This window comes from Streptomyces javensis, assembly GCF_039525925.1.
Lineage (GTDB): Bacteria > Actinomycetota > Actinomycetes > Streptomycetales > Streptomycetaceae > Streptomyces > Streptomyces asiaticus.
This window is the reverse complement of sequence record NZ_BAAAIF010000064.1, coordinates 23878-50488: the sequence shown is the minus strand read 5'-3', so window position 1 is coordinate 50488 and position 26611 is coordinate 23878. Positions and strand designations below refer to the sequence as shown.

Here is a 26611-nt window from a genome sequence, read left to right as displayed (position 1 = left end):
GTCAGATCCCCATCCTGCGCCGCGTACCGGCGGGCCGTACGTCCGCGAGCGACTCCACGACCCGGTCGACCATTCCGTACTCCTTCGCCTGCTCCGGTGTGAACCACCGGTCGCGGTCACCGTCGCGCGAAATGGTCTCCACGCTCTGTCCGGTGTGCTCCGCCGTGATCCGCTCGATCGACCGCTTCATGAATTCGAGATTCTCGGCCTGAATCGCGATATCGGCCGTGCTCCCCCCGATACCGGCGGACGGCTGATGCATCATGATGCGGGAATTCGGCAGTGCGTAGCGCTTTCCCGTCGTGCCGACGGTGAGCAGAAACTGCCCCATGCTCGCGGCGAATCCCATGACGAGCGTGGAGACGTCGTTCGGAATCAGCCGCATCGTGTCGTAGATCGCCAGCCCCGCCGTCACCGAACCGCCCGGGCTGTTGACGTAGAGGCTGATGTCCGAGCGCGGATCCTCGGCCGAGAGCAGCAGCATCTGCGCACACACCCGGTTCGCGGACACCTCGTCCACCTGTGTGCCGAGAAAGACGATGCGCTGGGTCAGCAGTTGCGCGGCCAGGTGATCGTCGAACCGCGTGGGTGCCGTATCCCCCTCCGCGGCTCGCGGACTCATTGCCGGCTCCCAGCCGGTGGCGAATGTTCCCATCGGACCTCCCTGTGAATACCGCGACCCACACCGCCGCGGTCCTTTCACCATCGACCCAATTCGCCTGCTCCGAAAGGATTCTCGGCCCGCAGCAGATTCGCCCACGGCAGACCCCGGCTCCGCGCGGGGCGGTCTTGCGGCGGCGTCCCGCCGCTCCCGACACTGCGGGAGGGGCGGTGAACGAGCCGACAGGGGGGCCGTGACAATGACTGTGCGACGGCGGCGCAAAGCGGCATTACGACGGTTGAAGACACGGCTGCGCCGCACGGCCTGGAGCGGCGGCGCGGTGGCGGCCCTCGCGCTGGCCCTGGTCTGGAGGTCGGTATGGCCGTACGTCGCCGGAGTGATCCTCGTCGGGCTGCTCGGCGCCATCGGCTGGTGGCTGCGGAAAACGCATCTGCGCGCCGTGGCGCGACACCGGGCCTGGCAGACCGAGGAGGAGAACGCGGCACGTGAGCGGTCCATGGCCGAGGTGGACGCCATGACCTGGCAGCGGTTCGAACGTTACGTCGCGGAGCTGTGCCGCCGGGACGGCTGCACCCAGGTCGTCGTCTCCGGAAGGTCGGGCGACCTGGGCGCGGACGTCATCGGCCGCATGCCGGACGGCCGCCTGCTGGTGATCCAGTGCAAGCACTACGCACCCCATCGCACCGTGCCGAGCGGCGATATGCAGAAGTTCCTCGGCACCGCGAGGGCCGAACACGGCGCGGATGTCGCGGTGTTCGTCGCCACCTGCGCCTTCACCCGGGAGGCGGAGAAGCTCGCGATGAAGCACGACATCCTCGCCCTGCACCGGAACCTCCTCGGCGCCTGGGTGCGGGGCGCCACCCTGGAGTCCCTGCTCCCCCTCAACGGCACGGGCAGCGGTACAGGCCACGGGCGACGGCCGCACCGGCCGTAGGCCCTGAGCACTGTTTTCGCCGCGCCCCGGGCCGGACCGCTCCTTACGCTGGGGCGAGTGTCAGGAGAGCCAGTCGACGTAGCGGGTGGGGGCCAGCTGGGCACCCGTGTCCGTGAGGACGTCACCCTGGACGACGGCGAACATCCCGGCGGTCGGGTCGGTGACGACGGTGCGGGGGTCGCTCTTGTGGGCCAGGGTGATCCGGCCCAGCTCGTCGAGCGGGAAGACCTCGGGCCCGGCGACGTTGCGAATGCCCCGCAGCGGGGCGCCCCCGGCGGCCTCCGTCACCGCGGCGGCCACGTCCTTGGCGGCGATCGGCTGGATCGGCGTGGCGGGCAGCCGGACGGTGTCGCCGTCGGCGGTCCAGGACAGTACGGCGTCCATGAACTCCATGAACTGCGTCGCCCGGACGATCGAGTACGGGATCGGTCCGGCCGCGAGGATCTCCTCCTGGAGCGCCTTGGCCCGGTAGTAGTCCAGCTCCGGCACCTGGTCCACGCCGACGATCGAGAGGATCACGAAGTGGCCGACGCCGCCCTTCCGGGCCGCGGCCAGCAGGTTCTCCATCGAGGTCTTGAAGAAGGCCGGGGATGCTTCGTCGAAGGTCGGGGAGTTCGTCAGGTTGACGACGACGTCGGCTCCCGCGACCGCCTCGTCCAGCCCCTGACCGGTGATGATGTCGACGCCGGTGGACAGCGCGTGCGGCACCGCCTCGTGCCCGGCGGCGTTCAGGTTCTTGACGACCTGGGACCCGATCAGCCCGGTACCGCCGATGACCGCGAACTTCATGACATGCCTTTCGTCGGGTTGGGGCGTACGCGTGGCCGCGCCGCCCATCAAACTCGGACACATCTTGTCCGAGAAAATACCCGGACACAAGATGTCCGAGTAAGCGATGCGCGCCGGCGAGCTGATTAGAGTGGGGCGGGTGAAGATGTCCGGCGGAGTCGAGTGGGCCCTGCACTGCTGCGTCGTGCTCACATCCGTCGAGGAGCCCGTCCCCGCGACCAAACTGGCGGAACTGCACGACGTCTCGGCGAGCTATCTGGCCAAGCAGCTACAGGCGCTCTCCCGGGCCGGGCTCATCCGCTCGGTCCAGGGCAAGGCGGGCGGCTACGTCCTCACCCGGGAGCCCGCCTCGATCACCGTGCTCGACGTGGTCGAGGCGGTCGACGGCCCCAGCCCGGCGTTCACCTGCACGGAGATCCGCCAGCGGGGCCCGCTGGCCACCCCGGCCGAGGCATGCACCACCCCGTGCCCGATCGCCCGCGTGATGGGCGGCGCGGACGCGGCCTGGCGAGAGGCGCTGCGCACCGTCTCGATCGCCGACCTGGCCCAGGACGTCGCCGCCACCTCAGGCCCCACCGCACTGGCCCGCGTCAGCGCATGGCTGACCACACCCCAGCCCTGAGGCCCCTCAGCGGCCGTCGACGAACCTGACCGTCTCGCCGAGCGGCGCCCGTCCCGTACGGGGGTGGCTCACGGCGACGTCCTCGTACCCGATCGACATACCGCAGAACAGGATGAGCTCCTCCGGCGGCGACACGATCTCCGCGACGGTCCTGTGGTACTTCGCCCACGCCATCTGCGTACAGCTGTGCAGCCCCTCGGCGCGGAGCAGCAACATGACGGTTTGCAGAAACATGCCGACGTCGGACCACTGGGGCCCGCCCAGGTCGCGGTCGATGTAGCAGAACAGGGCGGCGGGCGCGCCGAAGCACTGCCAGTTCGCGGAGGCGGCCCGCTGCCGCGCCTCAAGGTCCTCGCGCGGAATGCCGAGCGCACCGTAGCGCTGCTCGCCGAAGGCGGCCCGGCGCTCGCGGTACGGGGACTTCAGCGCGGACGGGTACTGCTCGTACTCCGGCTCGTCCCAGGCGTCCCCCGTGGCCAGCCGCTCACCGGCGCGCTTCTTGAGCTCGGCCAGCGGCCCACCGGTCAGTACGTAGGCGTGCCACGGCTGGAGGTTCGACCCGGACGGCGCCCAGGCCGCCGCGGACAGCACCCGCTCCAGCACCTCCCGCGGGACCTGCCGGTCGGTGAATCCGCGCACCGCGCGTCGGCTCGTGACGGCCTCGTAGACGTCCAAGATCACCCTTCTCCCCTCGGCTCAAGGCGTCGCGCCTTCGTCGTACATCTTCGATACGATCGAGACAGTATCATTCGATACCATCTTACTCCGAACCATCACTGAGCACCCTTGGGAGAAAGTCCATGGTCACGCTGTTGCACATCGACTCGTCCGTACTTCCGGGCGAGGCGTCCGCGTCCCGTTCGGTCGCGGCCGCCTTCCGTACCGCATGGGAGGAGCAGCACCCGGAGGGCACGGTGATCCACCGCGACCTCGCCGCGAACCCCATCCCCCACATCACCGCCGCCGCCTGGTCCGCCGGCTACACCGCGCCGTCCGAGCGCACCCCTGAGCAGTCGGCGGCGTTCGCGGCGCGCGAGAAGCTCATCGAGGAACTGGAGCGGGCGGACGCCGTCCTGATCGGCGCTCCCATGCACAACTTCTCGGTCCCGTCGACCCTCAAGACATGGCTGGACAACGTGCTCCTGCTGGGCCGCACCGCGGGCGAGTCCCCCTCCGCCCAGGGCACCCCGACCGTCGTCGTCGCCAGCCGCGGCGGCTCCTACGGGCCGGGCACCCCGCGCGAGGGCTTCGATTTCGTCCAGAACTACCTGGAGGCCGTCCTCCACCGCACCCTCGGCCTGGACGTCGACTTCATCGTCCCGGAGCTCACCCTGGCCCCGCGCAACCCGGCCATGTCCGAGCTGATCCCCCTGTACGAGGCCTCCCGCAAGCGCGCCTTCGAGGACGCGACCACGAAGGCGAAGGAGCTGGCGGAGCGACTGGCGGCGTAGCGCCTGACGGCGTGCCCCGCTAGCCCATGGACGCCGTGTGACGCCTCAAGGACACCGAGGCCGTCACACGGCGCCCGCATCCCCTCCGAAGACGAGGCCGCACACGGTGCCCACACCCCTCCGAAGGCGAGGCCCCACACGGTGCCCACACCCCTCCGAAGGCGAGGCCCCACACGGCGCCCACCCGCTCCACCCGAAGCGGGCCGCCACATAGCGCCCAACGCCCCTACGCCCCGCCCTCCGCGGGATAGGCGAACCGGGTCAGCAGATCCTTCAGCCGCTCGGCATCATCGGACCCCAGCTCGCCGACCAGCCGCTCGGCCAGCGGCTCCGCCGCCACATGGGCCGCATCGAAGAGCTCGAGCCCCCGCGGCGTGATCTCCACCGCCCGCACCCGCCGGTCCCCCGGCACGGCCTTGCGCACCACCAGCCCCTTGCGCTCCAGGTCGTCGACTACGCGCATGATCCCCGCCTTGTCCGACCCCGTCGCCGCCGCGAGATCCCGCTGCACCGTGGGCCCGCAGTCGACCAGCACGATCAGCACGGCAAAGTGCCGCAGCTCAATCCCGAGCGGCCGAAGCGCCTCCGCCATCACCGCCCCCGCCCGCCAGTGCGCCCGACGCAGCAGCAGGCCGAGCGCGAAGGGCGAGGTGTCCCCGGCACGGCCGGTCGCCCGCGAGGCGGTGGTGTGGTGAGGGAGATCGGCGCTCATGGGGCCACATTACAGCCATTCATTCGTTCGATACCGTATCAATTGAAACCAAATCCGGCGGACGAGCCCGTTGCTCAGGCCACCAGACCCCGGGGGCTGGGGACCGCAGTTCCTCACCCCGCTCAGGTGGCGGGTGGCGGGGTGCCTCCCCGTTCGCTCGGCAGGTGGAGAGCCGTGATGCCGGTGAGGACGAGGTCGATCCCGGCGAGGAACTGCTCGCGGTCGTCGTGTTCGCGCATCTGGGCCGCGACGGCGCGGGTGAACGAGTAGTCGTCGGGGTCAAGTTCTTTCCACGCCTTCGACGCGGTGTCGAGGAACTCGGCGCGGTCCACATCGGGCGCGAGGGTGCGGGCCGCCGCGTTGTTCGCGGCGTTCTGGCCGGCGGCGCCGAGGATGTAGTGCACCAGCGCCGAGGTCGCCGTGAACCAGTGGCCCTCGGGCACGCCCAGCGCGCGGACCTGACGGCCGATGCTTTCGAAGATCTGCGGCGTCACCGCCCCCCAGGGGCTGCGGGAGAGCTGGAGGGCGAGCTGCGTGGGGAGCCACGGGTGGTCCTCCATCGCGCCGAACAGGCCGAACGCGATGGCGCGGATCTTGTCCTGCGGCGAGTCCGGGGACTGGGCGGATTCGGCGGACTGGACGGACTCGGCGGACTCGGCGGGCTGAGTTCGGTCGGCCCGCTCAGCGCGCCCGGCGGACCCGGCGCGCTCCGCGGCCAGCGCGGCGGCGACTACCCCGTCGGTCGCGGCGTCGAGCAGTTCCTCCTTGTTGGCCACATGCCAATAGATCGCTCCGGGCCCGGTGGCGAGGCGCTCGGTCAGCGCCCGGAACGTCAGGCCGCCCTCGCCGGCCGTGTCGAGCAGTTCGACGGCGGCCTCGACGATGCGCTCGCGGGAGAGCGCCTCTGTGCGCCGCTGGGACCGGCGTGTCCGTGGTGCCATGCCGCCATTTTGACATGACTGGAGCGTTGTTCCAACATGGAGCGACGTTCCAGAATGGAGCGGCGTTCCAGTTATGGAATGGCATACCAGCGAGGTTGGCCGGGTCGGCACCGGGCCGGGCGGTCTCGATTCACCAAGGAGTAGTCACGATGCGCACTCCCGTCACGATCATCGGCGCCGGACTCGGCGGCCTCACGCTCGCCCGCGTCCTGCACGTCCACGGCATCCCGGCCACCGTCTACGAGGCGGAGGCCTCCCCGATGGCACGCGCTCAGGGCGGGATGCTCGACATCCACGACTACAACGGCCAGTTGGCCGTGCGCGCGGCGGACCTGATGGACGAGTTCCGCGGCCTCGTCCTGGAGGGCCGCCAGGCGATGCGGGTCCTCGACCGGGAAGGGACCGTGCTGTTCGAGAAGGCCGACGACGGTACGGGGGGACGTCCCGAGGTGCAGCGCGGCGAGCTGCGGCGGATGCTGCTCGACTCGCTCCCGGACGACACGGTCCGGTGGGGGCACAAGGTCAGCGGTACGCGTGCCCTCGGCGAGGGCCGTCACGAGGTGACGTTCGCCGACGGCAGCACCGTCGTCACGAGTCTGCTGGTCGGCGCGGACGGCGCGTGGTCACGGGTCCGGCCGCTGCTGTCCGCCACCATGCCCGAGTACACCGGCGTGTCGTTCGTCGAGACGTACCTGTACGACGCCGACACCCGGCACCCCGCCGCCGCCAAGGCGGTCGGCGGCGGGTCGATGATGGCGCACGCGCCGGGTCGGGCGATCCACGCGCACCGGGAAAGCGGCGACACCCTGCACACCTACGTACTGCTCCCCAGGTCGCAGGACTGGTTCGCCGAGATCGACTTCACCGATGCCGCCGCGGCCACCACCCGGATCGCGCGGGAGTTCGACGGCTGGGCGCCGGAGCTCATCGCGCTGATCAGCGACGGCGACACACCGCCGGTGCTGCGCCCCCACTACGCCCTGCCGATCGAGCACCGGTGGGATCGGGTGCCGGGGGTGACCCTGGTCGGCGACGCCGCCCACCTCACCGCCCCGAACGGCGAAGGCGCCAACCTGGCCATGCTCGACGGCGCCGAACTCGGCAAGGCCCTCGCCGCGCACCCGGACGACGTCGAGGCCGCACTCGCCGAGTACGAGCGGGCCATGTTCCCCCGCAGCGCCGAGGTCGCCGCCGAAGGCGTCGGCAGCGACGAGCTCATGTTCGGCGACGACGCGCCCCACACCCTGGTCAGGATGTTCAGCGAGTTCATCGGACGGGAGCGGGCCCAATGACCCCGTGACCGCCGTAAGTTGAGTGAGTGACGACCACCGCATCGCAAGAGGCATTCCTCCAGGCGTTCCACGCCCAACGTCCGGCGGTGACCGCGGAGGCGTTCGGCCGCGGTCGCGCTCCGGACGGCCGGTCCAGCTATGAGCTCCTGTGCGACCGGGTGGCCGGAAGCAGTCGCGTACTGGACCTCGGCTGCGGTGACGGCCTGCTGTTGGAGTTCCTGGCCCGGGAGGACGGGAGGCAGCTGGTGGGGGTGGACCTGTCTCCGCAATCGCTGGCGCTGGCACGACGTCGGCCGGCCCTCTCCGGGGCCAGGCTGGAGGAGGGCCGAGCGCAGGCGCTCCCCTTCGCCGACGACAGCTTCGACGCCTGCGTTTCCCATCTGGCGCTGATGCTGATGGGCGAGATCGAGCAGGTCGCGGCCGAGGTCGCCCGGGTGTTGTGCCCCGGAGGAGTTCTGGCGTGTGTGGTGGGGGGCGGGGCGGTCGGCGGCGAGTCGTACGAACGGTTCCTCGGGCTGTTGCGCAGCACGATCGAGGAGGTGCCCGCCGCGCGGCGCATCCCCGCGCTGGGCGACAGAAGGACGCGCGGTCGCGATGGGCTCGACGAAGTGCTCGGGCCGGCGGGCTTCGGCGCGGTGGGCTGGGAGACCGTTCCCATCGATCTGAGCGGCCCGGTGGAGGAGGTGTGGGCCGCCGTCTCCGGCCTGTACGACCTCGGCCCGCTCGACGGGGAGACGGTGGAGCGGCTGCGCGAGACCTTCGCTGCCGAGGTGCGCGATATGACGACGCCGGAGGGGATCGTCCCCTGCGCGTTCACGATCCACCTCGCCACGGCGCGGCTGGATCGCACGCTCCCCTACTCCCCCTCGGGCTCGAAATCCTCGACGAAATAGCTGTCGTGCCGGATCCGAAACCGCTTGAGTTCCTCGCCACCGCGCTGCGACATCTCCGCGACCCGCTCGAAGTACTCCTCGCGCGGGGCGCCCGGGGAGAAGAGCAGGAGCATGGACATGGGCTCGTCGGTCACGTTCTTGAAGGCGTGCAGTCCGCCGACCGGTACGTACAAGAAATCGCCCGCACGGCCCGTGACCCACCTCTCGCCGTTGTAGAGCTCCAGCTCACCGGAGAGAATGTAGAAGGATTCCGACATCGCCTTGTGGAAGTGGGTCTTCGCTCCGGCGGCCCGCGCACCCAACTCCACCTTGTACAGGCCGAATTCCCCGCCCGTCGACTCATTGGTGGCGAGGTAGTGCGTAGCGCCGCCGCCGGGCGAGGAGATGTCGGGCGGGGTACTGGCCGGGCGAAAGGCCGCGTTCACCTCGCCCCTGTCGCCGTGGTAGCGGGGCTCCGGGTATTCGAGGAATTCCGGGTACGACATGGTGCGCTCCTCTCCGCAGGTCATCACCAGCATGGTGGCTCCCACCGCTGGAGCGCCGCATCGGGCCCACGGACGATCTCGGGTCCGCCTCGGGTCCGCCTCGGGTCCGCCCGTACGGAGGACTGGGGACTTAGGGCCCGCTGCGGGCCGGGCGGGCCAGGCGGCGCCCGGCGATGCGGCGCCCGGCGATGCGGCGCCCGGCGGTGCGGCCCCTGCCGACGCGGCGGCCCCCGCGATGCCGAGGTCGCGGCCACGATCGCCATCGGACGTTCCACCGTCGCCGCGTTCGCGCTGCGGCTGGCCGTGGATGTGGACCACGACCTCAATTCCGGGTGGGACTGGGACGACGAGGGGCCACCGCTCGGCGAGATGGAGTGGGACGAGGGCGGCGTCACCACCGCGCTCGCCGCGCAGAGCGTCGCGGCAGCGCGGGCGGCACTCGACGCCGACCCCGGCCTGGAACGAGGGTCCCTCGACGGCATGGTGCGACTGGACCTGGAAATACATCCGCCCGGCAGGTCCGTCACCACCTACGACCTACCTACGACCTGATCGCCCGGGTGCCGGACGCTCCGGATACCGGTCCCGTTCGCCATCGACTGGTCGGGCATCCCCCTTGATGAGCCCCTGGAATCACCGCTGCCCGCCGGGCGCCTTTTGCGGCTGGACGACAGGGCCTGCTTCTACGGTTCACCCTCGGCTTGAATGCGGAGACGAGCGACCTAAGGAGACGAGCGACTTAAATGCGGAGACGCGACCGGACCGAGCCCATAGGGTCCATCCCATGGTGATTGCGACTGTCCGCGAGTGGAGCGACGAGGAGGGGTGGGGCGTGCTCGACTCCCCCGAGACTCCCGGCGGCTGCTTCGGCCACTTCTCCGACATCCAGGTGACCGGCTTCCGCACGCTGTCCGCCGGACAGCAAGTGGAGCTCACCTGGGAAGCCCCGGGCTTCCAACAGGACGGGTACGACTACCGCGCGGTGAGCATCGTGCCGCGGCCCGCCGATTCCTGACTCGCCCCTTCGACCTTCAGGTCGCCGCGGGTCAGCGTGCGACCGAAGTCGCTGGCGAGCAGTGCGTGCGGGGCGCCGAGCTCGATCGCGCTGACCTCGTCGAGGCGGGCCAGTTGGGAGGCGGTGAAGTCGACCTCCAGGGCACCCAGATTGCTCTCCAGCTGCGCGGGGGTGCGTGCGCCGATGATCGGCGCTGTCACGCCCGGGTTCCGCAGGGTCCAGGCCAGCCCGACCTGGGCGGGGGTGTGGCCCAGTTCCGTGGCGACCTCCTTCAGGACATCGGCGATGGCGAGGTTGCGTTCGGTGAGCGTGCCCAGGGCGAGGTTGAAGTTCTTACGGGTGCCGTCGTCGGGTCCGGCGTTCGTCGCGGTCAGGTCGTCGCGGCTGTACTTGCCGGTGAGGACCCCGCCGGCCAGCGGTGAGTACGGGACCACACCCAGCCCCATCTCGCGTGCCATGGGGATCAGGTCGCGTTCCCCGGTGCGCTCGATCAGGTTGTACTCGATCTGTAGCGCGACCAACGGTGACCAGCCGCGCAGATCGGCGATCGTCTGCATGCGCGACACCTGCCAGGCCGGGGCGTTGGAGATCGCCACGTACAGGACCTTGCCCTGCCGGACCAGATCGTCCAGGCCGCGCAGGATCTCCTCGACCGGCGTCGTGAAATCCCACACGTGCAGATAGAGCAGATCGATGTAGTCCGTATTCAGCTGCCGCAGACTGGTTTCCACCGACGCGAACAGGTTCTTGCGGTGCGGGCCCCCGGAATTCGGGTCGCCGGGCCGGCGCAGCGTCGTGTATTTCGTCGCCAGCACCAGGCTCTCGCGGTTGTCGCGGGTGAATTCGCCCAGCAGGCGCTCGGAGCTGCCATTGGTGTAGGTGATGGCGGTGTCAATGAAGTTGCCGCCGCGCTCGACGTAGAGGTCGAACAGCTTGCGCGCCTCGTCCTGCTCGGCGCCCCACCCCCATTCGGTACCGAAGGTCGCCGCGCCCAGCGCCAGCGGTGAGACCCGTAGCCCGGAGCGGCCCAGCAGCCGATAGGTGTCGAGGGTGAGCGACATCGTGTCCTCCTGTGCTTGTGACCGTTGTGCTTGCGATCCGTTGCGCTTGCGATCCGTTGCGCTGCGATCCGTTGCCGAAGACAAGCCTGGGACCATCGCGAGCCGGGGATAAGGGAAGGAAGTTCCTGGGAACACCAGTCCTACCCTGGCTGTTGGATCGGACATGACGACCACCACCGTGGACGCGACACAGGAGCTGGCCGCGTTCCTGCGGACCCGACGCGAGCGCCTGAACCCGGACGATTTCGGCCTGCCGTCGCGTCGGCGGTCCCGGCGGACCCCTGGGTTGCGCCGCGAAGAGGTCGCCGAGCTGGCCGGGGTCAGCATCGACTACATCGTGCGGCTGGAGCAGGGCCGCGGACTGCGGCCCTCGGCGGACGTGGTGGAGGCGCTGTCCCGGGCGCTGCGCCTGGGCCCCGACGAACGCGTCTACCTCTTCGACCTGGCTCAGCAGCGCCGCCCGCGTAACGCCGACAGCCCCGCCACCGCCGCGGTGCCGCCGCTGGCCCGGCTGGTCACCGATCTGTCGCCGCTGCCGGCCATGCTGATGAACCACCGCTACGACATCCTGGCCTGGAATCCCGAAATGGCGAGGCTGCTCCTGGATTTCGACACCCTGCCGCCGGCGCGGCGCAATGCGATGTGGCTGTGTCTGATGCACCCGCGGATACGTGAGTTCTATGTCGACCGCGAACGCGTCGTACGGGAGGGAATAGCCCATCTGCGCGCCGCGTGGGCCGCGCATCCGGAGGACAAGGCGTTGATCGACCTCATCACCGAATTCACCGCTCATGACGAGGAATTCGCGCGCTTGTGGGCCGAGCGGGACGTCAAGGTCAACGGCCGCGGGCGCAAGGTGATACGGCATCCTGACGTCGGTGTGCTCGCACTGCAATTCGAAGTGCTGATGCCGCTTGAAGATCCGGACCAGCGGTTGCTGATCTACCGCGCCGCGGACGATGAGAGCCAGTCGGCAATGGACCGGTTGTGCGCACGGTGATGTCGAACCGTGGGTTCGTGTCCTGAGCTCTCAGGGGGCGGTCGCGGTGCGGCGGAAGTCGCTGGGGTTCACGCCTCGGACCCGTTTGAACGCCGCGCTGAACCCGAACGGGTCGGAGTAGCCCACGGTGCGGGCGACGTCCGCGACGGTCGCGGCCTCCCGCTCGACCAGGAGGTCCGCCGCGAGCGTCATGCGCCAGCGGGTGAGGTAGGTCAGCGGGGGCTCGCCGACCAGATCGGCGAACCGCTTGGCCAGCGTCGAACGCGACACCCCGGTGCGCCCGGCCAGCGCGGCGACCGTCCAGGGCGCCGCCGGTTCGGCGTGCAGCAGGCGCAGCGCATGGCCGACCACCGGGTCCCGCTGGGCGGCCCACCAGGCCGGGGGCTCGCCACCGGGCCGGTCGAACCACTCGCGCAGCGTGCAGACCAGCAACCAGTCCAGCAGCCGGTCGAGGACGACCTGCTGGCCCGGGGTGTCCACGGCGACCTCGGCGGCGAGGTGGTCCAGTACGGGGTCGGCCGTGCCCCCGGCGTCCACGCGCAGCACGACGGGCAGCGCGTCCAGCAGTCGGCGGCTGATCTCACCGCGTACGGGATAGGCGCCGACGATCAGGGTCGTCGCACCGCCGTCGTCATCGGCACCCTCGCCACCGGCCTCCCCGCCATCGTCATCGGCACCCTCGCCACCGGCCTCCCCGCCATCGTCATCGGGACCCTCGCCACCGGCCTCCCCGCCGTCGTCGTGCCAGCCGCGCCGGTGCCTGGTCCCGCCCTGCTCGGGCGCCGCGCAGTGCTCGCCGCAGGCGACCGGTTCGGCCCGGGTGCCGATCTCGTCGACGAAGGTGAACGTCCCGGGGCCGCGTACGACGATCGTCTCGTGGGCGCGGAGCCGCTCGGGCGGATGGTGCTCCGGCACGATCCAGCCCGATCCGGTGAGGACGGTGCACAGGGTCAGCGGCGCGCCGTCCACGAAGTGGAGTGCCCAGGGCGGGGACAGGGTCGAGCTGCCGAACAACGAGCCGTGGGCTCGCACCCCGCGGATCAGGTCACTGAACGCGTCCACCTCAGTGAGTTTAGACGAATACACAGGTGATCCGGCTCTTCACCCATGGGGTCGTCCGATCCGGCCGTGTTCAATCGGCGTCATGAGCAACCACGCCAGTTCGCTGACCGCCCAGGACCTCGCATTCCTCCGCCGCCCCCTGCACGGATTCCTGTCCGTGGCAGAGGGGCCGGTTCCGCCGCAGCCCCGGCCGGTGTGGTTCGAGGCCACGGCCGAGGGCACGATCCAGCTGTTCACGGCCCCGGACTCGGTCAAGGTGCGGCGCCTGCGCCGCGACCCCCGCGCCTCGATCGTCGTCGCCGCCCCCGTGGGTGAGCGCGAGCGCTGGCTGTCGGTCGCCGGCCGCACCTCGGTGGAGTCCGACGGAGCACATGAGCTGTGCGCCCGCCTGGCCGCCCGCTACTGGGACCTCGACGACCCGGCCCGCGCCGAGGACCTCGCCGAGATCCTGGCGACGGAGCAGATTCGGCTCGTCATCCACCCGGAGACCGTACGCCGCTTCACCTTTTGACCCCCGCGGCGGCCTGTTGAGGCACAACGCCATATGGGGACAACGTCGTGCTCGGCGGCATCGGCTTCGCGGTCGCGGCGGGATCGGTCTTTCCCACGCTCGGTCCGAACGGGGCGGGCGGCCCTGACCCGGCGGCCCTGGCACAGCGCGGTCAGCCGGGTACGTCCATGCGCTGTGTGCCGATCACCGACAGCAGCCGCAGGGCCTCCTCCGCCGGGGAGCCGGGATCGGCCGTGTAGATCACGACCCGCTGGTCCCGGTCGGCGATGTCCAGGACGTCGCAGTTGAGGGTGATGGGACCGATCAGGGGGTGCCGAAAGGTCTTGTGCGGGGCGGGTTCGACCGACATCTCGTAGGCGGCCCACAGTCGGGCGAACTCCGCGCTGCCGGTGAGCAGGTCATCCACCAGCGTGGCCACTTCGGGGTCGTCGGGGTAGCGGGCGGCGGCGGCCCGCAGATGCCGGGCCGCGGTACGGCCGAAAATGTCCATGCCGGACCGGCTGTACCACTGCCGCTCCCCCACTCGCGGATCGAGGAAGGTACGGCGCAGGAAGTTGCGCTCGCGCCGGGGCAGGGCGGAGAAGTCCTCCAGGAGGGCGGCCGCCAGGTCGTTGTGGGCGATCACCTCGTAGGCCGCGGACAGTACGAGTGCCGCGGCGTGCGGTAGCCGTCGCAGCAGGTCCAGGATGCTCGGGCGCACCTCGCGGGAGGGTCCCGACGGCGGGGCGGGCGGGGTCCCGGCGAGGTAGTGCAGATGGACGCGCTCGGCGTCCGACAGCCGCAGGGCACGGCTCAGGCCGGCCAGCACCTCGCGCGAGGGGCGCGGGCCGCGGGCCTGCTCCAGCCGCGTGTAGTACTCGGTCGAGATGTACGCCAGCTGCGCCACCTCCTCGCGCCGCAGCCCCGGGGTACGACGCCTCGGCCCGGCGGGCAGCCCCACATCGGCGGGGGTGATCCGCTCGCGCCTGCTGCGCAGGAAGCCCGCCAGCTCTGGTCTGTCCATGTTCCCGAGTGTGCACGGGGCCGCCGGAGCCGATCCAGGTACCGCCGGTGCCTGGATGAGGTCCACGGCCGGACACAGGCTCATCGGCATGGACAACACACGGACCACCGCCACCTCCGCCGCCTCCGCCCCCGCCGCCTCCGCCGCCTCGGGCCTGCTGACCGACAAGGTCGCCTTCATCAGCGGAGCCGGCCGCGGCATCGGCGCCGCCGCGGCGCGGCTGTTCGCCCGGGAAGGCGCCCGGGTACTGCTCGCGGCCCGTACGGAGGACCAGCTCAAAGCGGTGGCCGACCAGATCCGCGCGGCGGGCGGCACCGCGGAGTACGCGGTGTGTGACCTGGCCGACGCGACAAGCGTGCGCGCCGCCGTCGACCGCACCGTGGAGGTGTACGGCCGGCTCGACGTCGCCTTCAACAACGGGGCCGTCGGCACACGGCGGATCGGCCCCATGGACCAGGTGCGGGAGCCGGACTTCGACCAGCAGTACAGCGTCAACCTCAAGGGCGTCTGGCTGGCCCTGGCCGCTCAGGTCGCCGCGATCAGGACGACCGCCGGCACGGGCGCCATCGTCAACACCTCGTCCGTCGGCGGCTGGAGGGGCAACCCCGTACTGCCCGCGTACAGCGCGATGAAGCGAGGCGTCCACAGCCTCACCGAGTCGGCCGCCGTCGCCTACGGCCCGGAAGGCATCCGCGTCAACGCCATCGCCCCCGGCACCACGCTGACCGAGATGATGCGCGGCTGGGAAGCGGAATCGCCGGGCGTCATCGACCAACTCAACGCCCGCACCCCACTGCGCCGCGCCGCCCAGCCCGAGGAGGTCGCCGAGGCCGCCGCCTGGCTGCTGAGCGACCGCGCCTCCTACGTCACCGGAGTGGTCCTCCCCGTCGACGGCGGCATGCAGGCCTCGTGAGCCGAGACAGTGTTCTGGCTTCCGCTCCCAGCGGGCGGCGACGCAGGCGTCGGCAGGACCTCTAGGGTGTGCGTCCCAAAGGTCCATCGATCGGCCCCGGAGGTGCCATGCCCCCGCAGATGACGTTGCGTGCGATAACGCTCGATTGCCCTGACCCACTGGCTTTGGCGGCGTTCTACCAGCAGGCCACGGGCCTCGAACCGCACCCGAAATCCGATGCCGACTTCGCCGGTCTCACCTGTGAGGACGGCCTCTTCATCGGCTTCCAACGGGTCGACGACTATCGCGCTCCCCGCTGGCCCGAACAGAGCGTTCCCCAGCAGTTCCACCTCGACTTCGCCGTTGACGACCTGGATGAGGCCGAGGCACGACTGCTGGAGCTGGGCGCGGGCAAGCCGGATCACCAGCCAAATGACAGGTGGCGAGTCCTCACGGACCCGGCTGGGCACCCCTTCTGCCTGGTCAGGGGCTGATTGCGGCGAGGCGGGCCACGGTCCGTTCGATCCATCGGGTGGCGTGCTCGTGGCCGTCGAGTCCGGTCAGCTTGGCGTGCTCGGCGTCGGCCGCTGTCTGGAGTTCGATGAGTCTGTCGGGGATGCCCACGGCCGGATCATAAGCCGGTCACCACGCGCCCCCCGTCTGGCCTGCGGGCTGGACAAAGGGGATCTCGTCGTGTCAGCTTCCCAGCACGTCGATGAGGTGATCGTCCAGATCGGCGACGAAGCCCTCGCGCCGCCACGGGCGCAGCTGTTTACGCGCCTGGCGCAGGCGCAACGCTGGTACACGTCCGCCGGTGCCGGCTGCCGAATTGGCGCAGCCGTGCAGGAGATCTGCGGCCCTCTCCGGCGCATCGAGGCGAATGCAGGCCAGGGCCTGATCAGTGGAGACGATGGCTCGCTGCACCCGCTCGCGCGGCGTGTCCAGGGCCTCCGCGCTGCTGGCGAAGACGTCGTGAGCGACCGCCGCATCTCCTACGTACAGCTCGCACAGACCCTCGAAGCCGCGTAGATGATCAGCAGTGAAGCTCTTTGGTGCCGGATCGCCGTCCACGCCGCGGTCGAGGTCGTACCAGGCGAGCGACAGCGCGGTCTGCGCGTGCCGCTCGGCGCCCGACCGGGCCGCGATCTCGGCCTGTAGCGCATGCGCTCGGGCCCGCACGCGGACGCTATCCCCGGTACGGGCATCGCGCACCGCAGCGTCGACCAGCTCACGCGCCGCTTCGATGCCTGGTACCGAGTAGAGCGTGACCAGGGCATGGCTCATGTGTACGACTGCTCGGCGCCACGGGGCGCCGAGTTGTCCTGCCGCGTCGGTGGCGGCCGCGTAGAGCGCGCGGGACGCCCGGTCATCCCGGGTCTCGAACGCCAGCCGCCCGGCGAGGGTATACGCCTGCGCCGCGACCGTGCGTAACTCAGGCCGCAGCGGCTCGGGCACGCCACCGGCCAGCAGCCGCTGACAGGACTCGATCACCGGGGCGAGCAGCAGTTGCAGCCGGGCGAAAGGCAACGAGCCCACCTGTGCATTGACGTCGCCGACGGCTGCCCGCATCCCGGCGAGTAGCGCATCGTCGACGCGCGTCGGATCGGCGAGCGCGGCTGCCATCGATAGCTGAGTCGTGGGTCCGAGGAGGGCGAGCAGCCCGGTGCCGCCGTCGGTGGCCGTTCGTACGAGAAGGGCGCTCAACTCACGTAGCTGCGTCTCTGCCGCTCCCAAGTGGGCGAGGGCATCGAGCAGATGGGCGAAGTCAATTCCGGAACCGAGGGCGATCTGGCCATCGCGGCCGCGGGCGTAGAGGTGCGCGAGCAGCAGCTGGTACCGCTCGCTGGGGAGGATGGGGCGTTTCGTGCTCTCCCACCGGGCGACGGACCGTTGCACGCTCGTGGCCGAGGAGGCGAGCGGTTGGCCGAGTTGACGCGCTGTCTCTACGAGCGCCCGCGCTGCGTCGGCCAGGGACCAGCCTCGCGCTTTCCGGAGGGACTTGAGGGCAGCAGCGCCGCGAGCTTCGCACGTGCTCATGCCCTCATCATGCCGGTGATCCGCGTCACACGGGCACGATCAGGCGTGGTTTCCCCTGTTCGGCAGCGTATTTGAGAGTATGCCACGTCCCTGATGTACCCTGCGGGCCTTCAAGAGGGAAGCCGATCACCATGTCGGAGCGATCGACCATCCACCGGTTTCGGGCATGGAAGGCCGGGCTGCGTAGGTCTCCCGCGCCGAGTTCGACGACTTCTGTGATGCGGTCGCGGCTGCGGGTGATGGCTTGCCGTGCTTCGGCGGGCTGCTGTCGGACGGTGCCGGGGACGACGATGGTGATCTGCGCGTCGGAGTTCCCGGCGAGCCAGAGCAGGGACAGGCTGTCGATGCCCTTGGCGCCGCCGAGATAGAACCGGGTCTCGGAGGTGGCGAAGGGAGCGAGGTAGTTGGTGAACAGCTCGGCGTAGCTGGCGAGATCGCGGTGCCCTGTCGACCGGGTACCGGTGATGGCCACAGCCCGAGTCATGGTCCACTCCGTGTCATAGGTTGTCATATCCCGTCGCGACTGCCGGTGCGGTGACATCGACGCATGGACGCATCCGGTTACCTCGACCTCGCCGATCGACTGAAAGCCTACGGACTGTCGATAGCGGCGAAGGGTGCCCAGCTGTGTGTGACGAATCCGCTCAGCGTCAATCTGGTGGAGGAGATTGCCAACCAGGGGGGACGCTACGTCACTGCTTGGGGGTATGAGCTCGGCGAGCGTGGCGACGAGAGCGGTACCGCTCTTCGCCTCGCCTTTCTTCTCGGCGCGTCTTCGGGAGGCGCGGTATGAAGACCAGAACTCTTCCGTGGACACCGCCGAACACCGCAGACATCGAGGCGTTACCGGTCGGCAGATGGTGGGACGCCGTCCGCGCAGCCCCGACCGTCGGCGAACGCGCCTTGAAGTCCCTCGGCGACCAGAACGGCGCCGTCATCCAGGACAAGAACGGCACCCTGTACTGGCTCGTCGCCGTGGGCTCAGCGACGAGCTGGCACCTGCGACAGGTCCGAGTCCTCACCGAGCTCGCCGACGAGAGCACCTATCTCGGCGTGCCCCCGGCCTCCTGGACGGAGGGCCCCAAGACCCACTGGCGCGTGCCGCTCTCGCTCGACCGCTACCTGACCGACGCCTGGAAGCTGTGGGAGGCACTGGCTGAGGCCGACCGGGCCGAGTACGGCCGCAGGCCCGAGGGCCGTCAACTCTGCTACCGCTGCCAGCTGCCCACCGACGAGCCCATCCCGGTCGACACGGAGGATGGCCGCAGCGACGTCGGCAAGATCACGTACGCCTGCCCGCCGCACGCGCCGCTCTACTCGAAGCGCCGTCCGCGGAGCCTCGCCAGCGCGGCCGCGGCCGAGCATGAGGGGCGGCGGCCCCGATGACGACCTGCCAACAGCCCTCCCTGCTCCCGGGCATCGAGCTGCCGGACCCCGAAACCCTGACCGGGCCCCAACTACAGGGCTGGAACTGCGCCCTGTGCAAGCGGCGGCTGCTCGCCGACCAGCTGCTCGGCACAGTCGAGTGGACCTGCGGAGGCGTCACCAAGGAGGCCATCGAGTTGTACGTGTGCCGGCCGCTGTGCAACGAGGGTCGTGCAGCTCAACAGGGTGGTGGTCCCGGATGACGCACCGTCGACCGTCCCTCGCAATGCGGGCCGGGCTCCTCGTTTTCCGCGCCGCCCGGCTGGGCCTCCTGCTCGCCGCGGTCCCCACCCTGCTGGTGCTCGCGGTCTACCTCTGCTTCGCCAGCACCCCGGACCCATAGACCGGGTGGGCCGTCGGCGGCCCGGGGATCCCCCGCCCCGGGCTGGATTTCGCCGCTGGCGGCCCGCCCTCCCAGACACCCTGCGGCCGGTGCAGCCGGGACAGCCGCCGACCGCAGGGCAGGGACTCCGGCCCCCGAGATGGGGATCGCGAGGGCCGGAGTCCCCTCACAGAAGATCCGCATACGAATGGAGAACGCCATGACACTGACCATGGACCGCACGGCGACCCGCCCCACCACCTCGGCTGTGAGGCCGTTCGGCCTGGGGAAGGCCGTCCCCGTGGCGGGCGAGCCGGTCGTGATGCCCGCCCTGTACCTCTGCCCGGAGCGGCAGATCAGCGTGACCGAGATCGGGACGCCGTTCATCCACGAGCCGTCGATGAAGTCGCAGTTCGAGACCACGAGCCAGACCAGGGAGGACAGCCAGCTGGCCGACGACAAGGAGAACGACACGGACTGACGTCGGCTGACAGAAGGATCTGAATCATGACCGTCCTGGTGCTGACCCGCCCCACTGATGCGACCGCTGACCTGGTCATAGCGGAGCTCAACAAGCGATCCGTGCCCGTCCATCGCCTCGATCCCGGGGACTTCCCGGAGGCCCTGACGATGGCGGCCAGGATCGGCCCCGACCGCACGTCGTGGGAGGGCGCCTTACGCGGTCAGCACCGGGACGTCTCCCTCACCGACGTCCGGTCGGTGTACTACCGGAGGCCGGCTGCACACCGCCTGCACCCGGACATGTCCGGGCAGGATGCGCGGGCGGCCGCTGAAGCACGGGCCGGGTTCGGCGGCCTGGTGGCCGCACTGCCCTGCCTGTGGGCGAACCATCCCCAGCGAAACGCTCTCGCCGCCCTCCCGCCCGTCGCTCTGGCCGCGGCAGCCCGCAGCGGACTCTCCGTACCTCGGACGCTGATCACCAACGACCCGGCCGAGGCCCGTGAGTTCGTCGCCGCGCTGCCCGGCCGAGTCGCCGCGTACAAGGCGCTCGGCACCACCCATCCCAGCGACCACGACGACCGCCCACAGGCCCTGTGGACCACGCAGGTCCGGCCCGACGAGATCAACGAGTCCGTCAGGCGCACCGCCCACCAGTTCCAGGAGTGGGTGGACAAGGCGTACGAGGTGCGGCTCACCGCGGTCGCGCACAGCCTCTTCGCCGCCGAGATCCATGCGGCGTCGGACGCTGCCCGCCTCGACTTCCGGGCCGACTACGACAGCTTGACGTACAAACCGTGCGAGGTGCCCGAACTCATCGCCCGGGGAGTTCACATGTTGACGCTCATGTTCGGACTGCAATACGTCGCACTGGACTTCCTCGTTAACCCACAGGGGCGCTGGTACCTGATCGACGTGAACCCGAACGGGCAGTGGGGATTCATCCCCGACCTGCGCACGCCCATCACCCGAGCACTCGCTGACCTACTGGAGAGGGCCCATCCGTGAGCATCACCGCCGCACCGTCCGCTGACGAGCTCCGCCGGCACATGGCCGACCACCTGGTGCGGACCGGCTGCATCCGGTCCAAGCCCTGGCGTGCTGCCTTCCTGAGCGTCCCCCGGCACGCCTTCGTCCCCGACTTCACCGTCCGGGCACAGGGCAGCCTGCACCGGTACAGCCAGGGTGACCCCGCATGGCTGGCCGCGGCCTACCAGGACATCTCCCTGCTGACCCAGTTCGACCAGGACGGCACCGCGACGAGCTCGTCCACGCAGCCGTCCCTCATGGCCCAGATGCTCGAGGCCCTGGACGTGCGGGACGGGGACACCGTGCTGGAGATCGGCGCGGGCACCGGCTACAACGCCGCGCTGCTCTCCCACCGCCTCGGGCCCGACCACGTCGTGACGGTCGACGTCGACCCCGAACTCGTCGTCGCCGCGAAGACCCGCCTTCGCTCGGCCGGGTACGAGCCCACCCTCGTCGCCGGGGACGGGATGGCCGGCTGTCCGGAGCGCGCGCCGTACGATCGGCTGCTGGCGACGTGCGGAGTGGGCCGCATCCCGAACCCCTGGCGGGAGCAACTCCGGCCCGGCGGAGTGATCGTGGCCAACATCGGCTGCGGCATCGTGCGCCTGGTGGTCCAGAGCGACCACTCCGTCGGCGGACGGTTCCTCCACGGCCTGGCCACGTTCATGACCGCTCGGCCGACTCCTGACACCGTGGGGACCGCCGCGGGGCGGCTCGTGCAGCCGCTGCTGACGTGGTCCGGCCAGACCCGTGAGATCACCCTCCCCGCGGTTCTCGAGGCTCCTGGAGCGCAGTTCCTCGCCTCGCTGCCGCACCCCCAGGTCAAGGAATTCGCCTTGGGTAACGGGGGCCAGGAGATCCGGTGTCTCTTCGACTCGGAGAGCTCGTCGTGGGCGCGCATCACCATGACCGAGGCCGGGGTCATGACCGCTCGGCTCGATCACGGTGGGCCGCGTGATCTGTGGGCTGAGCGGGAGCCGCTGCTCACCCAGTGGCGGGATGCCGGGCGGCCGGGGCATGAGCGCTATGGGCTGACCGTCGCTTCGGACGGGGCGCATACGCTGTGGCTGGACGAGCCGGATGGCATGAGCTGGCGACTGCCGAACTAGGCCATCTCGGCCTGCCAGTTCACGAAGGAGTTACCGCCGATTGCGGCCAACGCGGTGGTAACGCCGACGAGTACCGTTTCCACCTCTGCGCCCTCCTCTGGGACCGCCCTCATCGCCGGGGGCCTCGACGGCAAGACCCCCGTTCCGGCGAGGAGGTCGTAGCCGCACGCGCCCTTGTGAACCGTCCATCTACGTGTCACACAGTTAGTGGGTGGGCTGACACGGCAGGGGGGCTGCGCATGTCTGAGCAGGGTGAGCGTCGCGCCAAGCCATCGGCTTGGGCTATCGAACGGTTCGGTCGGCAGGCGGGCAAGCTCGCCTGGGCGGTTCCGGTGCAGCTGGCGCGAGCTCACGCGCGGGCTCACGCTGTGCACCTGACGGCAGGGTTGAAAAAGCGAGGCCCGTACGGTTCCACCCTTGCCGAATGCGTACGCGTGAACCTGGCCGACACTGCCCGCGAACTTGGCGAATCTGTCCGGGAGATCCGGGGGTTCGAATACGCGGTGATCAACGACCACGCCGTCTTCCCTTACAAGTACGCAGACCGGCCAAGGCCACTTGACCAGGCCCGACTTCCCTCCAACGCGTCACCCACGCGGCGTCGGCTGTTCCGCGCCCACGGGCCGGAACCACAGGACGGGCTGTTCGAGCTCGACGACGACCTGACGACAGAGGAGTACCGCCAGCTGGAGGAGACATTCGAGGAGCTAGGGGCCTCCACGAAGCTGGTGTGCGTCTTCTTCACAGCCGATCCAGAAAACGGCATCCATGCCATCCATTGGGGAGAGGCCCACCTCGAGCCGGACCGCACCTTTACGTGGCTGCACAGCGAACAGCTTCCCGTCGCCATCCCGCCGCCCGAATGACGGGGGTCGGTGCGGAGGCACAGGATGCGTCCAGGCGCTCGAATGACATCCACTGACGTCCACAGACGACATCAACGGCAGCGGACGACGACAGCATCCGGCAATCGTGCATGCCACCGCAGTCCGGTGCGCGCGCTGGCCTTCTCGGCGGCGGCGTGTGGACGGGGTGTTCGCCATGGCTGCGGAACCTGTTCATGGTTAATGCCATGGCTACGGCGAACAGCGCGGGCCGCCGAGGCGGGATCCGCGCTGGTCCAGAGGGTGGGCGCAGACGGGTTCGAACCGCCGACATCTGCCTTGTAAGGGCAGCGCTCTACCGCTGAGCTATGCGCCCCAGGGGAGCTGTCAGCCTACAGGGTTTCCGGGGTGGTGCCGCAATTGTGGGGAAGGGGTCGCGGAGGGGGTGGGCTCGGGGTGGAGAAGTCCGCAGATCGCGAACCGAACCGAACGCTGTGCTCGTCAGTGTCGGGTGGGAGAATGACATTCGGACCGGGCGATCCATCGGGAGCGGGCAGTGGCGGCGTCATCAGCAGAGTCTGCGCGTCCAGCGCGCCGTCCGCGTCGTCCGGCCGACCGTGTTGCCCCGGTCGTCGCTTTTGTCCGGCTTGCCCGTGTGCGTCGGTCGCGTCCGTCACGTGGTCCCTCCGTGCTCGGGCTCATGCTGCTGCCCGTGCCGTTGCTGGTCGCGGTGGGGTCATTGTCGTTCGCCGGTGGGGGCGGGGGGCGGCGGTGGTTCGGGGGGCGGGGGGAGAGTCAGCGGGCGGAGGCGCAGGCGGCGAAGGATGCCGCGGCGGCGGCGTTCTATGAGCTGGACACCGCGCAGCGGGATCTGCGGATCTCCATCGAGACGATCACCGCCGTGGACGATTCGCCCGCCGCGCGCCGGACGGCGGCCGACTTCTCGGCGCTGGAGGGGCGGATCGACCAGGTCAGCCAGGACTACATCACGGCGGTGGACGCCCATGATCTGGACCGGGACGATCTGGACGCGGCGACGGCCTCCCGGGCCCGCGCCGATCTGACCAGGGCGAAGGATGCGCTGGAGCGTACGAAGGCGGATCTGGACCGGTTCGGGCAGGGGCTGGGGGCGCTGCTGGAGCAGGCCGAGACCCGGCTGGCGCGGTTGGCGCCGGCGGTGGAGCGGGCGCGGCAGGCGCTGCTCGCGGCGAGTAACGCGTTGGACGCGGTGCGTGCGTCGGGGCTGCGGGCGGACGATCTGGCGGCCCGGCTGGCGGCGCTGTCGCCCGAGCTGACCAAGCTCAACCAGGGGGCCGGGCAGCACGGTGTGCAGGAGACCCTGCGGCGCGCCGACGATGTGCTGCGCAAGGCCGAGGCGGTGCGCGGGGAGGCCGAGCGGCTGCCGGAGCGGGCGGCGGAGATCGACAAGCGGCTGGTGTCGCTGCGCACCCGCGCCCAGGCGATCACCACCCGGGCGGCCGGGGTCGAGCCCGTCCTCAGCGAGCTGCGCCGCCGCTACACCGCGGCCTGCTGGCAGGATCTCCAGCCCGTCCCCGCGCAGGCGGCGCGGGATGTGGCGCAGGCCGAGGAGAAGCTCAAGGAGGCGCAGTCGGCGCGCGAGGAGCAGCGCTGGCCGGATGCCACCGCGCTGCTGGCCACCGTACGGGCGCTGCTGAACAGTACGGACGAGGCCGTCTCGGCGGCCGGGGACCGGCTGCGGCGGCTGGACGAGGTGTCGTACGACCAGCAGAAGGAGGTCGAGCGCACCCGGTTCGCGATCCGCGACGCGCAGCGGCTGGCCATGGCCGGGCGCAGCACCCCCGATCCGCGCCACGCGCGCCCGCTGGACGACGCCGTGGAGCGCCTGGACCGGGCCATCGCGGGTCTTGAGGGGCGGCATCCGGACTGGTGGCACTTCCTCTCCGAGACCGAGGCCGTACGGCGGACCGCCGGCCGGGTCGTCCAGGAGATCCGGGACGAGCGGGGCGGGGGGCATTGAGCCCGCGCCGAGCGAAGGGCTCGTTCGGGGGGCTGACCTGCGGTTCGGTGGTTATGCTCCTGCCATGCCTCGCTATGAGTACCGCTGCCGCGCCTGCGGCACCACCTTCGAGCTGAACCGGCCCATGGCCGAGTCCTCCGCTCCCGCGTCCTGCCCGGACGGGCACGACGACACGGTGAAGCTGCTGTCCACCGTGGCCGTCACCGGCACCGCGTCCTCATCCGCCGCCACTTCCCCGGCCCGGCCCCCGTCCGGCGGTGGCGGTGGCGGCGGCTGCTGCGGGGGCGGCTGCTGCGGTTGAGCCCTGGGGGACGGGGGCGGATCCTGGAGATACGTACCCGTGCCGCGCCTCCGGTTGTGCGCGTGCGTGTCGTGTACGCCGCCGCGCGCCGGTGACGTGGCGGTCCACGGGTACGGCCCCGGCCGCGGAGAGCGCGCGGCCGAGGTCCGGCGCCAGCAGCAAGGAGGCCGGAGATGGCCACGGGCCGCCCCTCCCCCATCGGTCCTCATCCCGCCGGAGTCGCACGGCACTTCCCGGAGCGGATCGGCGCGCACACCACGCTCGATGAGCATCTGCCCGTCGATCACCGGCTCAGCAAGGTCTATCGCGTCGGTGCCGGGCTCATGGGGCTGGTGCTCGTGGCCTTCGGCATCCTGGGCCTGATCCACCGGGTCGGCTTCTTCGACACCGGCAGCAACACGGTCGCCGAGCTCAACACCAACGGCACGCTGAGCGTGCTCTCCATCGTCATCGGGCTGCTGCTGTTCATCGGCATGCTCATCGGCGGCAACTTCGCCTCGTCGCTCAACATGGTGCTCGGGCTGCTCTTCCTGCTGAGCGGGTTCGTCAATCTGGCGCTGCTGGAGACCCCGTACAACTTCCTGGCGTTCCGGATGCAGAACGTGCTGTTCAGCTTTGTGGTGGGGCTGCTGCTGATGTGGTTCGGGATGTACGGGCGGGTCAGCGGCGGGCTGCCGCATGACAATCCGTACTGGGTGACCCGCCACCCCGAGCAGGCCGAGCGCGAGGCCGCCCACGCGCGTGAGCTGATCGCGGCGCGGGAGCGGGCCGCCGAACGGGGCGGTACGGCCGTCCCGCCCGGCGTCCCGCTCACGCCCGAGGCCCCGGGCGCCCCCGGTGGGCCGATTGAACGCGCCCCCGGTGGGCCGATTGAACGCGCCCCGGGTGGGCCGCCCGAACGGTCCGGTCAGCCGCCCGGCAAGTGGGGCAAGCTGGATCAGCCCGGGGGCGGTCGGCCCGCCGAGCGGGCCGCGTCCTCCGGCCGACCCGAGGCGCCCGGGCGCTGGGCCCGGGTCCGGCAACTCCGGCAGCGGATCCGCGACCGACGGCTCAGCTGACCCCGGGACCGACGGCTCAGCTGACCCCGGGACCGACGGCTCAGCTGACCCCGGGACCGACGGCTCAGCTGACCCCGGGACCGACGGCTCAGCCGACCCGGCGCGCGAGCGTCAGACCGTCGGCGACGGTGAGCATGACCGCCTCCATCCGGGCGTCCGCCGCCACATGGTCGTTGAACGCCTGGATCGCGGCGCCCCCGGGCGACGGCGCCGCCTCCATGACCTGCGCGTGGTAGAAGACGTTGTCCGCGACGATCAGACCGCCCGGGTTCAGCCGCGGAACCAGCTCCTCCCAGTACGGGATGTAGTTCTGCTTGTCCGCGTCGAGGTAGGCGAGATCGATATGGGGCTCGGCGGGCATCGCGCGCAGCGTGTCCAGCGCGGGCGCGAGCCGCAGGTCGATACGGTCCTCGACGCCCGCCTTGGCCCACGCCTTCCGCCCGTACGCCGTCCACTCCTCCGACACATCGCAGGCGATCAGCCGGCCGTCGGCGGGCAGCGCCTGGGCCATGGCCAGCGCGGAGAAGCCGGTGAAGGTGCCGACCTCCACGATGTGGCGGGCGCCGATCAGCCGGACCAGGAAGGCCAGCAGCGGGGCCTGCTCCTCGGCGGACTGCATCCCGGCGTGGCCGGGGAGGTTGCGGTGGGTGACCTCGACGAGCTCGCGCAGGACCGGGTCGAGCGGCGGGTTGTGCCGCAGGACGTAGTCGTACAGCTCGGCCGTGATCGGTGTGCTCTTGCTCTCGGCCATCGCGGCCTCCCT

At 70.5% G+C, this 26611-nt stretch carries 35 protein-coding genes and 1 tRNA gene; 22 read left to right on the top strand and 14 right to left on the bottom strand.

Translation table 11 applies throughout. From position 1 onward, the window contains the following. Position 1 precedes the first annotated feature (1 nt). Positions 2–655 (bottom strand): ATP-dependent Clp protease proteolytic subunit, encoded by a 654-nt coding sequence (locus ABD329_RS37420; protein WP_210949954.1) that lies wholly within the window; start codon positions 653–655, stop codon positions 2–4. A 205-nt stretch (positions 656–860) separates the two neighbouring features. Between ABD329_RS37420 and ABD329_RS37415 the strand changes: the two genes are divergently transcribed. After that, positions 861–1556 carry a restriction endonuclease gene (locus ABD329_RS37415; protein WP_425574430.1) on the top strand — a complete coding sequence of 232 codons (696 nt, stop codon included), beginning with the start codon at positions 861–863 and terminating at the stop codon, positions 1554–1556. A gap of 60 nt (positions 1557–1616) precedes the next feature. On the opposite strand, the gene ABD329_RS37410 is transcribed toward ABD329_RS37415, so the two are convergent. After that, on the bottom strand, positions 1617–2345 hold the full coding sequence (locus ABD329_RS37410) for an SDR family oxidoreductase (RefSeq protein WP_344317533.1): 729 nt from the start codon (positions 2343–2345) through the stop codon (positions 1617–1619). A gap of 145 nt (positions 2346–2490) precedes the next feature. Here ABD329_RS37410 and ABD329_RS37405 point away from each other — a divergent pair, with 145 nt between their 5' ends. Further along, on the top strand, positions 2491–2967 hold the full coding sequence (locus ABD329_RS37405; protein WP_344317549.1) for an RrF2 family transcriptional regulator: 477 nt from the start codon (positions 2491–2493) through the stop codon (positions 2965–2967). Between the two features lie 6 nt (positions 2968–2973). Here ABD329_RS37405 and ABD329_RS37400 read toward each other — a convergent pair whose 3' ends face one another. Continuing rightward, positions 2974–3642 carry a nitroreductase gene (locus ABD329_RS37400; RefSeq protein WP_344317547.1) on the bottom strand — a complete coding sequence of 223 codons (669 nt, stop codon included), beginning with the start codon at positions 3640–3642 and terminating at the stop codon, positions 2974–2976. A gap of 125 nt (positions 3643–3767) precedes the next feature. Between ABD329_RS37400 and ABD329_RS37395 the strand changes: the two genes are divergently transcribed. Further along, complete coding sequence (locus ABD329_RS37395; protein WP_344317532.1) at positions 3768–4418, top strand: FMN-dependent NADH-azoreductase; 651 nt, start codon at positions 3768–3770, stop codon at positions 4416–4418. 226 nt (positions 4419–4644) lie between these two features. Here the strand turns inward: ABD329_RS37395 and ABD329_RS37390 are convergent, their stop codons facing one another. Together ABD329_RS37390 and ABD329_RS37385 are read right to left on the bottom strand one after the other, a co-directional pair. Beyond that, positions 4645–5130, bottom strand: coding sequence for a MarR family winged helix-turn-helix transcriptional regulator (locus ABD329_RS37390; protein ID WP_198279689.1), 486 nt, complete (start codon positions 5128–5130; stop codon positions 4645–4647). Between the two features lie 122 nt (positions 5131–5252). Next, on the bottom strand, positions 5253–6071 hold the full coding sequence (locus tag ABD329_RS37385) for a TetR/AcrR family transcriptional regulator (protein WP_198279688.1): 819 nt from the start codon (positions 6069–6071) through the stop codon (positions 5253–5255). 149 nt (positions 6072–6220) lie between these two features. On the opposite strand from ABD329_RS37385, the gene ABD329_RS37380 reads away from it, so the two are divergent. Continuing rightward, a complete protein-coding gene (locus ABD329_RS37380) occupies positions 6221–7363 on the top strand; it encodes an FAD-dependent oxidoreductase (RefSeq protein WP_198279687.1) in 1143 nt (380 codons plus the stop codon). 26 nt (positions 7364–7389) lie between these two features. Next, positions 7390–8256: a class I SAM-dependent methyltransferase gene (locus ABD329_RS37375; protein ID WP_198279686.1), complete on the top strand. Its 867-nt coding sequence runs from the start codon at positions 7390–7392 to the stop codon at positions 8254–8256. Here ABD329_RS37375 and ABD329_RS37370 read toward each other — a convergent pair. Next, entirely contained in the window at positions 8220–8741 is a 522-nt protein-coding gene (locus ABD329_RS37370) for a cupin domain-containing protein (RefSeq protein ID WP_198279690.1), read from the bottom strand. The two genes, ABD329_RS37375 and ABD329_RS37370, sit on opposite strands and share 37 nt — an antisense overlap. Positions 8742–9044: 303 nt before the next feature. Between ABD329_RS37370 and ABD329_RS37365 the strand changes: the two genes are divergently transcribed. After that, on the top strand, positions 9045–9293 hold the full coding sequence (locus ABD329_RS37365; RefSeq protein ID WP_198279685.1) for a hypothetical protein: 249 nt from the start codon (positions 9045–9047) through the stop codon (positions 9291–9293). 232 nt (positions 9294–9525) lie between these two features. Then, positions 9526–9756, top strand: coding sequence for a cold-shock protein (locus tag ABD329_RS37360; protein WP_198279684.1), 231 nt, complete (start codon positions 9526–9528; stop codon positions 9754–9756). On the opposite strand, the gene ABD329_RS37355 is transcribed toward ABD329_RS37360, so the two are convergent. Beyond that, the gene (locus tag ABD329_RS37355) at positions 9714–10817 is read right to left on the bottom strand and encodes an aldo/keto reductase (RefSeq protein WP_198279683.1); all 1104 of its coding nucleotides are present in this window, start codon (positions 10815–10817) and stop codon (positions 9714–9716) included. The genes ABD329_RS37360 and ABD329_RS37355 overlap by 43 nt on opposite strands. 163 nt (positions 10818–10980) lie before the next feature. Here ABD329_RS37355 and ABD329_RS37350 point away from each other — a divergent pair, with 163 nt between their 5' ends. Beyond that, complete coding sequence (locus ABD329_RS37350; RefSeq protein ID WP_198279682.1) at positions 10981–11817, top strand: helix-turn-helix transcriptional regulator; 837 nt, start codon at positions 10981–10983, stop codon at positions 11815–11817. 30 nt (positions 11818–11847) lie between these two features. On the opposite strand, the gene ABD329_RS37345 is transcribed toward ABD329_RS37350, so the two are convergent. Beyond that, on the bottom strand, positions 11848–12879 hold the full coding sequence (locus ABD329_RS37345) for an AraC family transcriptional regulator (protein WP_198279681.1): 1032 nt from the start codon (positions 12877–12879) through the stop codon (positions 11848–11850). A gap of 82 nt (positions 12880–12961) precedes the next feature. Here ABD329_RS37345 and ABD329_RS37340 point away from each other — a divergent pair, with 82 nt between their 5' ends. After that, positions 12962–13390 (top strand): pyridoxamine 5'-phosphate oxidase family protein, encoded by a 429-nt coding sequence (locus tag ABD329_RS37340; RefSeq protein WP_198279680.1) that lies wholly within the window; start codon positions 12962–12964, stop codon positions 13388–13390. A gap of 151 nt (positions 13391–13541) precedes the next feature. Here ABD329_RS37340 and ABD329_RS37335 read toward each other — a convergent pair whose 3' ends face one another. Next, on the bottom strand, positions 13542–14393 hold the full coding sequence (locus ABD329_RS37335) for a helix-turn-helix transcriptional regulator (RefSeq protein WP_344317530.1): 852 nt from the start codon (positions 14391–14393) through the stop codon (positions 13542–13544). An 88-nt stretch (positions 14394–14481) separates the two neighbouring features. Here ABD329_RS37335 and ABD329_RS37330 point away from each other — a divergent pair, with 88 nt between their 5' ends. Beyond that, positions 14482–15306, top strand: coding sequence for an SDR family NAD(P)-dependent oxidoreductase (locus tag ABD329_RS37330; RefSeq protein WP_344317529.1), 825 nt, complete (start codon positions 14482–14484; stop codon positions 15304–15306). A gap of 107 nt (positions 15307–15413) precedes the next feature. Continuing rightward, the gene (locus ABD329_RS37325) at positions 15414–15779 is read left to right on the top strand and encodes a VOC family protein (protein WP_198280180.1); all 366 of its coding nucleotides are present in this window, start codon (positions 15414–15416) and stop codon (positions 15777–15779) included. On the opposite strand, the gene ABD329_RS37320 is transcribed toward ABD329_RS37325, so the two are convergent. From ABD329_RS37320 to ABD329_RS37310, 3 genes are all read right to left on the bottom strand, one after another. Next, entirely contained in the window at positions 15769–15909 is a 141-nt protein-coding gene (locus ABD329_RS37320) for a hypothetical protein (protein ID WP_198280179.1), read from the bottom strand. The genes ABD329_RS37325 and ABD329_RS37320 overlap by 11 nt on opposite strands. Positions 15910–15981: 72 nt before the next feature. Then, positions 15982–17322, bottom strand: coding sequence for an NsdA family TPR-like regulatory protein (locus tag ABD329_RS37315; protein ID WP_198280178.1), 1341 nt, complete (start codon positions 17320–17322; stop codon positions 15982–15984). Positions 17323–17347: 25 nt separating this feature from the next. Further along, entirely contained in the window at positions 17348–17806 is a 459-nt protein-coding gene (locus tag ABD329_RS37310; RefSeq protein ID WP_198280177.1) for a DNA-processing protein DprA, read from the bottom strand. A gap of 63 nt (positions 17807–17869) precedes the next feature. Here ABD329_RS37310 and ABD329_RS37305 point away from each other — a divergent pair, with 63 nt between their 5' ends. From ABD329_RS37305 to ABD329_RS37270, 8 genes are all read left to right on the top strand, one after another. Beyond that, complete coding sequence (locus tag ABD329_RS37305) at positions 17870–18115, top strand: hypothetical protein (RefSeq protein ID WP_198280176.1); 246 nt, start codon at positions 17870–17872, stop codon at positions 18113–18115. Beyond that, positions 18112–18708 carry a hypothetical protein gene (locus ABD329_RS37300; RefSeq protein WP_198280175.1) on the top strand — a complete coding sequence of 199 codons (597 nt, stop codon included), beginning with the start codon at positions 18112–18114 and terminating at the stop codon, positions 18706–18708. The genes ABD329_RS37305 and ABD329_RS37300 overlap by 4 nt, the downstream gene beginning before the upstream one ends. Continuing rightward, positions 18705–18950 carry a hypothetical protein gene (locus ABD329_RS37295; RefSeq protein ID WP_198280174.1) on the top strand — a complete coding sequence of 82 codons (246 nt, stop codon included), beginning with the start codon at positions 18705–18707 and terminating at the stop codon, positions 18948–18950. The genes ABD329_RS37300 and ABD329_RS37295 overlap by 4 nt, the downstream gene beginning before the upstream one ends. Continuing rightward, positions 18947–19090 (top strand): hypothetical protein, encoded by a 144-nt coding sequence (locus tag ABD329_RS37290; protein ID WP_198280173.1) that lies wholly within the window; start codon positions 18947–18949, stop codon positions 19088–19090. The genes ABD329_RS37295 and ABD329_RS37290 overlap by 4 nt, the downstream gene beginning before the upstream one ends. Before the next feature lie 199 nt (positions 19091–19289). Continuing rightward, complete coding sequence (gene tgmA / locus ABD329_RS37285) at positions 19290–19550, top strand: putative ATP-grasp-modified RiPP (RefSeq protein ID WP_198280172.1); 261 nt, start codon at positions 19290–19292, stop codon at positions 19548–19550. 26 nt (positions 19551–19576) lie between these two features. Continuing rightward, positions 19577–20536 (top strand): ATP-grasp ribosomal peptide maturase, encoded by a 960-nt coding sequence (gene tgmB / locus ABD329_RS37280; RefSeq protein ID WP_198280171.1) that lies wholly within the window; start codon positions 19577–19579, stop codon positions 20534–20536. Further along, a complete protein-coding gene (locus tag ABD329_RS37275; RefSeq protein ID WP_309142870.1) occupies positions 20533–21666 on the top strand; it encodes a methyltransferase domain-containing protein in 1134 nt (377 codons plus the stop codon). The genes tgmB and ABD329_RS37275 overlap by 4 nt, the downstream gene beginning before the upstream one ends. Positions 21667–21905: 239 nt before the next feature. Further along, a complete protein-coding gene (locus ABD329_RS37270; RefSeq protein ID WP_198280170.1) occupies positions 21906–22532 on the top strand; it encodes a hypothetical protein in 627 nt (208 codons plus the stop codon). A 262-nt stretch (positions 22533–22794) separates the two neighbouring features. Here ABD329_RS37270 and ABD329_RS37265 read toward each other — a convergent pair. Beyond that, positions 22795–22866 (bottom strand) — tRNA-Val (locus ABD329_RS37265). Between the two features lie 324 nt (positions 22867–23190). Here ABD329_RS37265 and ABD329_RS37260 point away from each other — a divergent pair. The 3 genes from ABD329_RS37260 (at position 23191) to ABD329_RS37250 (ending at position 25848) form a co-directional block, all read left to right on the top strand. Beyond that, complete coding sequence (locus tag ABD329_RS37260; protein ID WP_344317527.1) at positions 23191–24489, top strand: coiled-coil domain-containing protein; 1299 nt, start codon at positions 23191–23193, stop codon at positions 24487–24489. Between the two features lie 64 nt (positions 24490–24553). Continuing rightward, positions 24554–24790, top strand: coding sequence for an FmdB family zinc ribbon protein (locus ABD329_RS37255; protein WP_198281683.1), 237 nt, complete (start codon positions 24554–24556; stop codon positions 24788–24790). A 173-nt stretch (positions 24791–24963) separates the two neighbouring features. Then, positions 24964–25848, top strand: coding sequence for a DUF4383 domain-containing protein (locus ABD329_RS37250; RefSeq protein WP_198281682.1), 885 nt, complete (start codon positions 24964–24966; stop codon positions 25846–25848). An 88-nt stretch (positions 25849–25936) separates the two neighbouring features. Here the strand turns inward: ABD329_RS37250 and ABD329_RS37245 are convergent, their stop codons facing one another. After that, positions 25937–26599: an O-methyltransferase gene (locus ABD329_RS37245; protein ID WP_198281681.1), complete on the bottom strand. Its 663-nt coding sequence runs from the start codon at positions 26597–26599 to the stop codon at positions 25937–25939. Positions 26600–26611 lie beyond the last annotated feature (12 nt).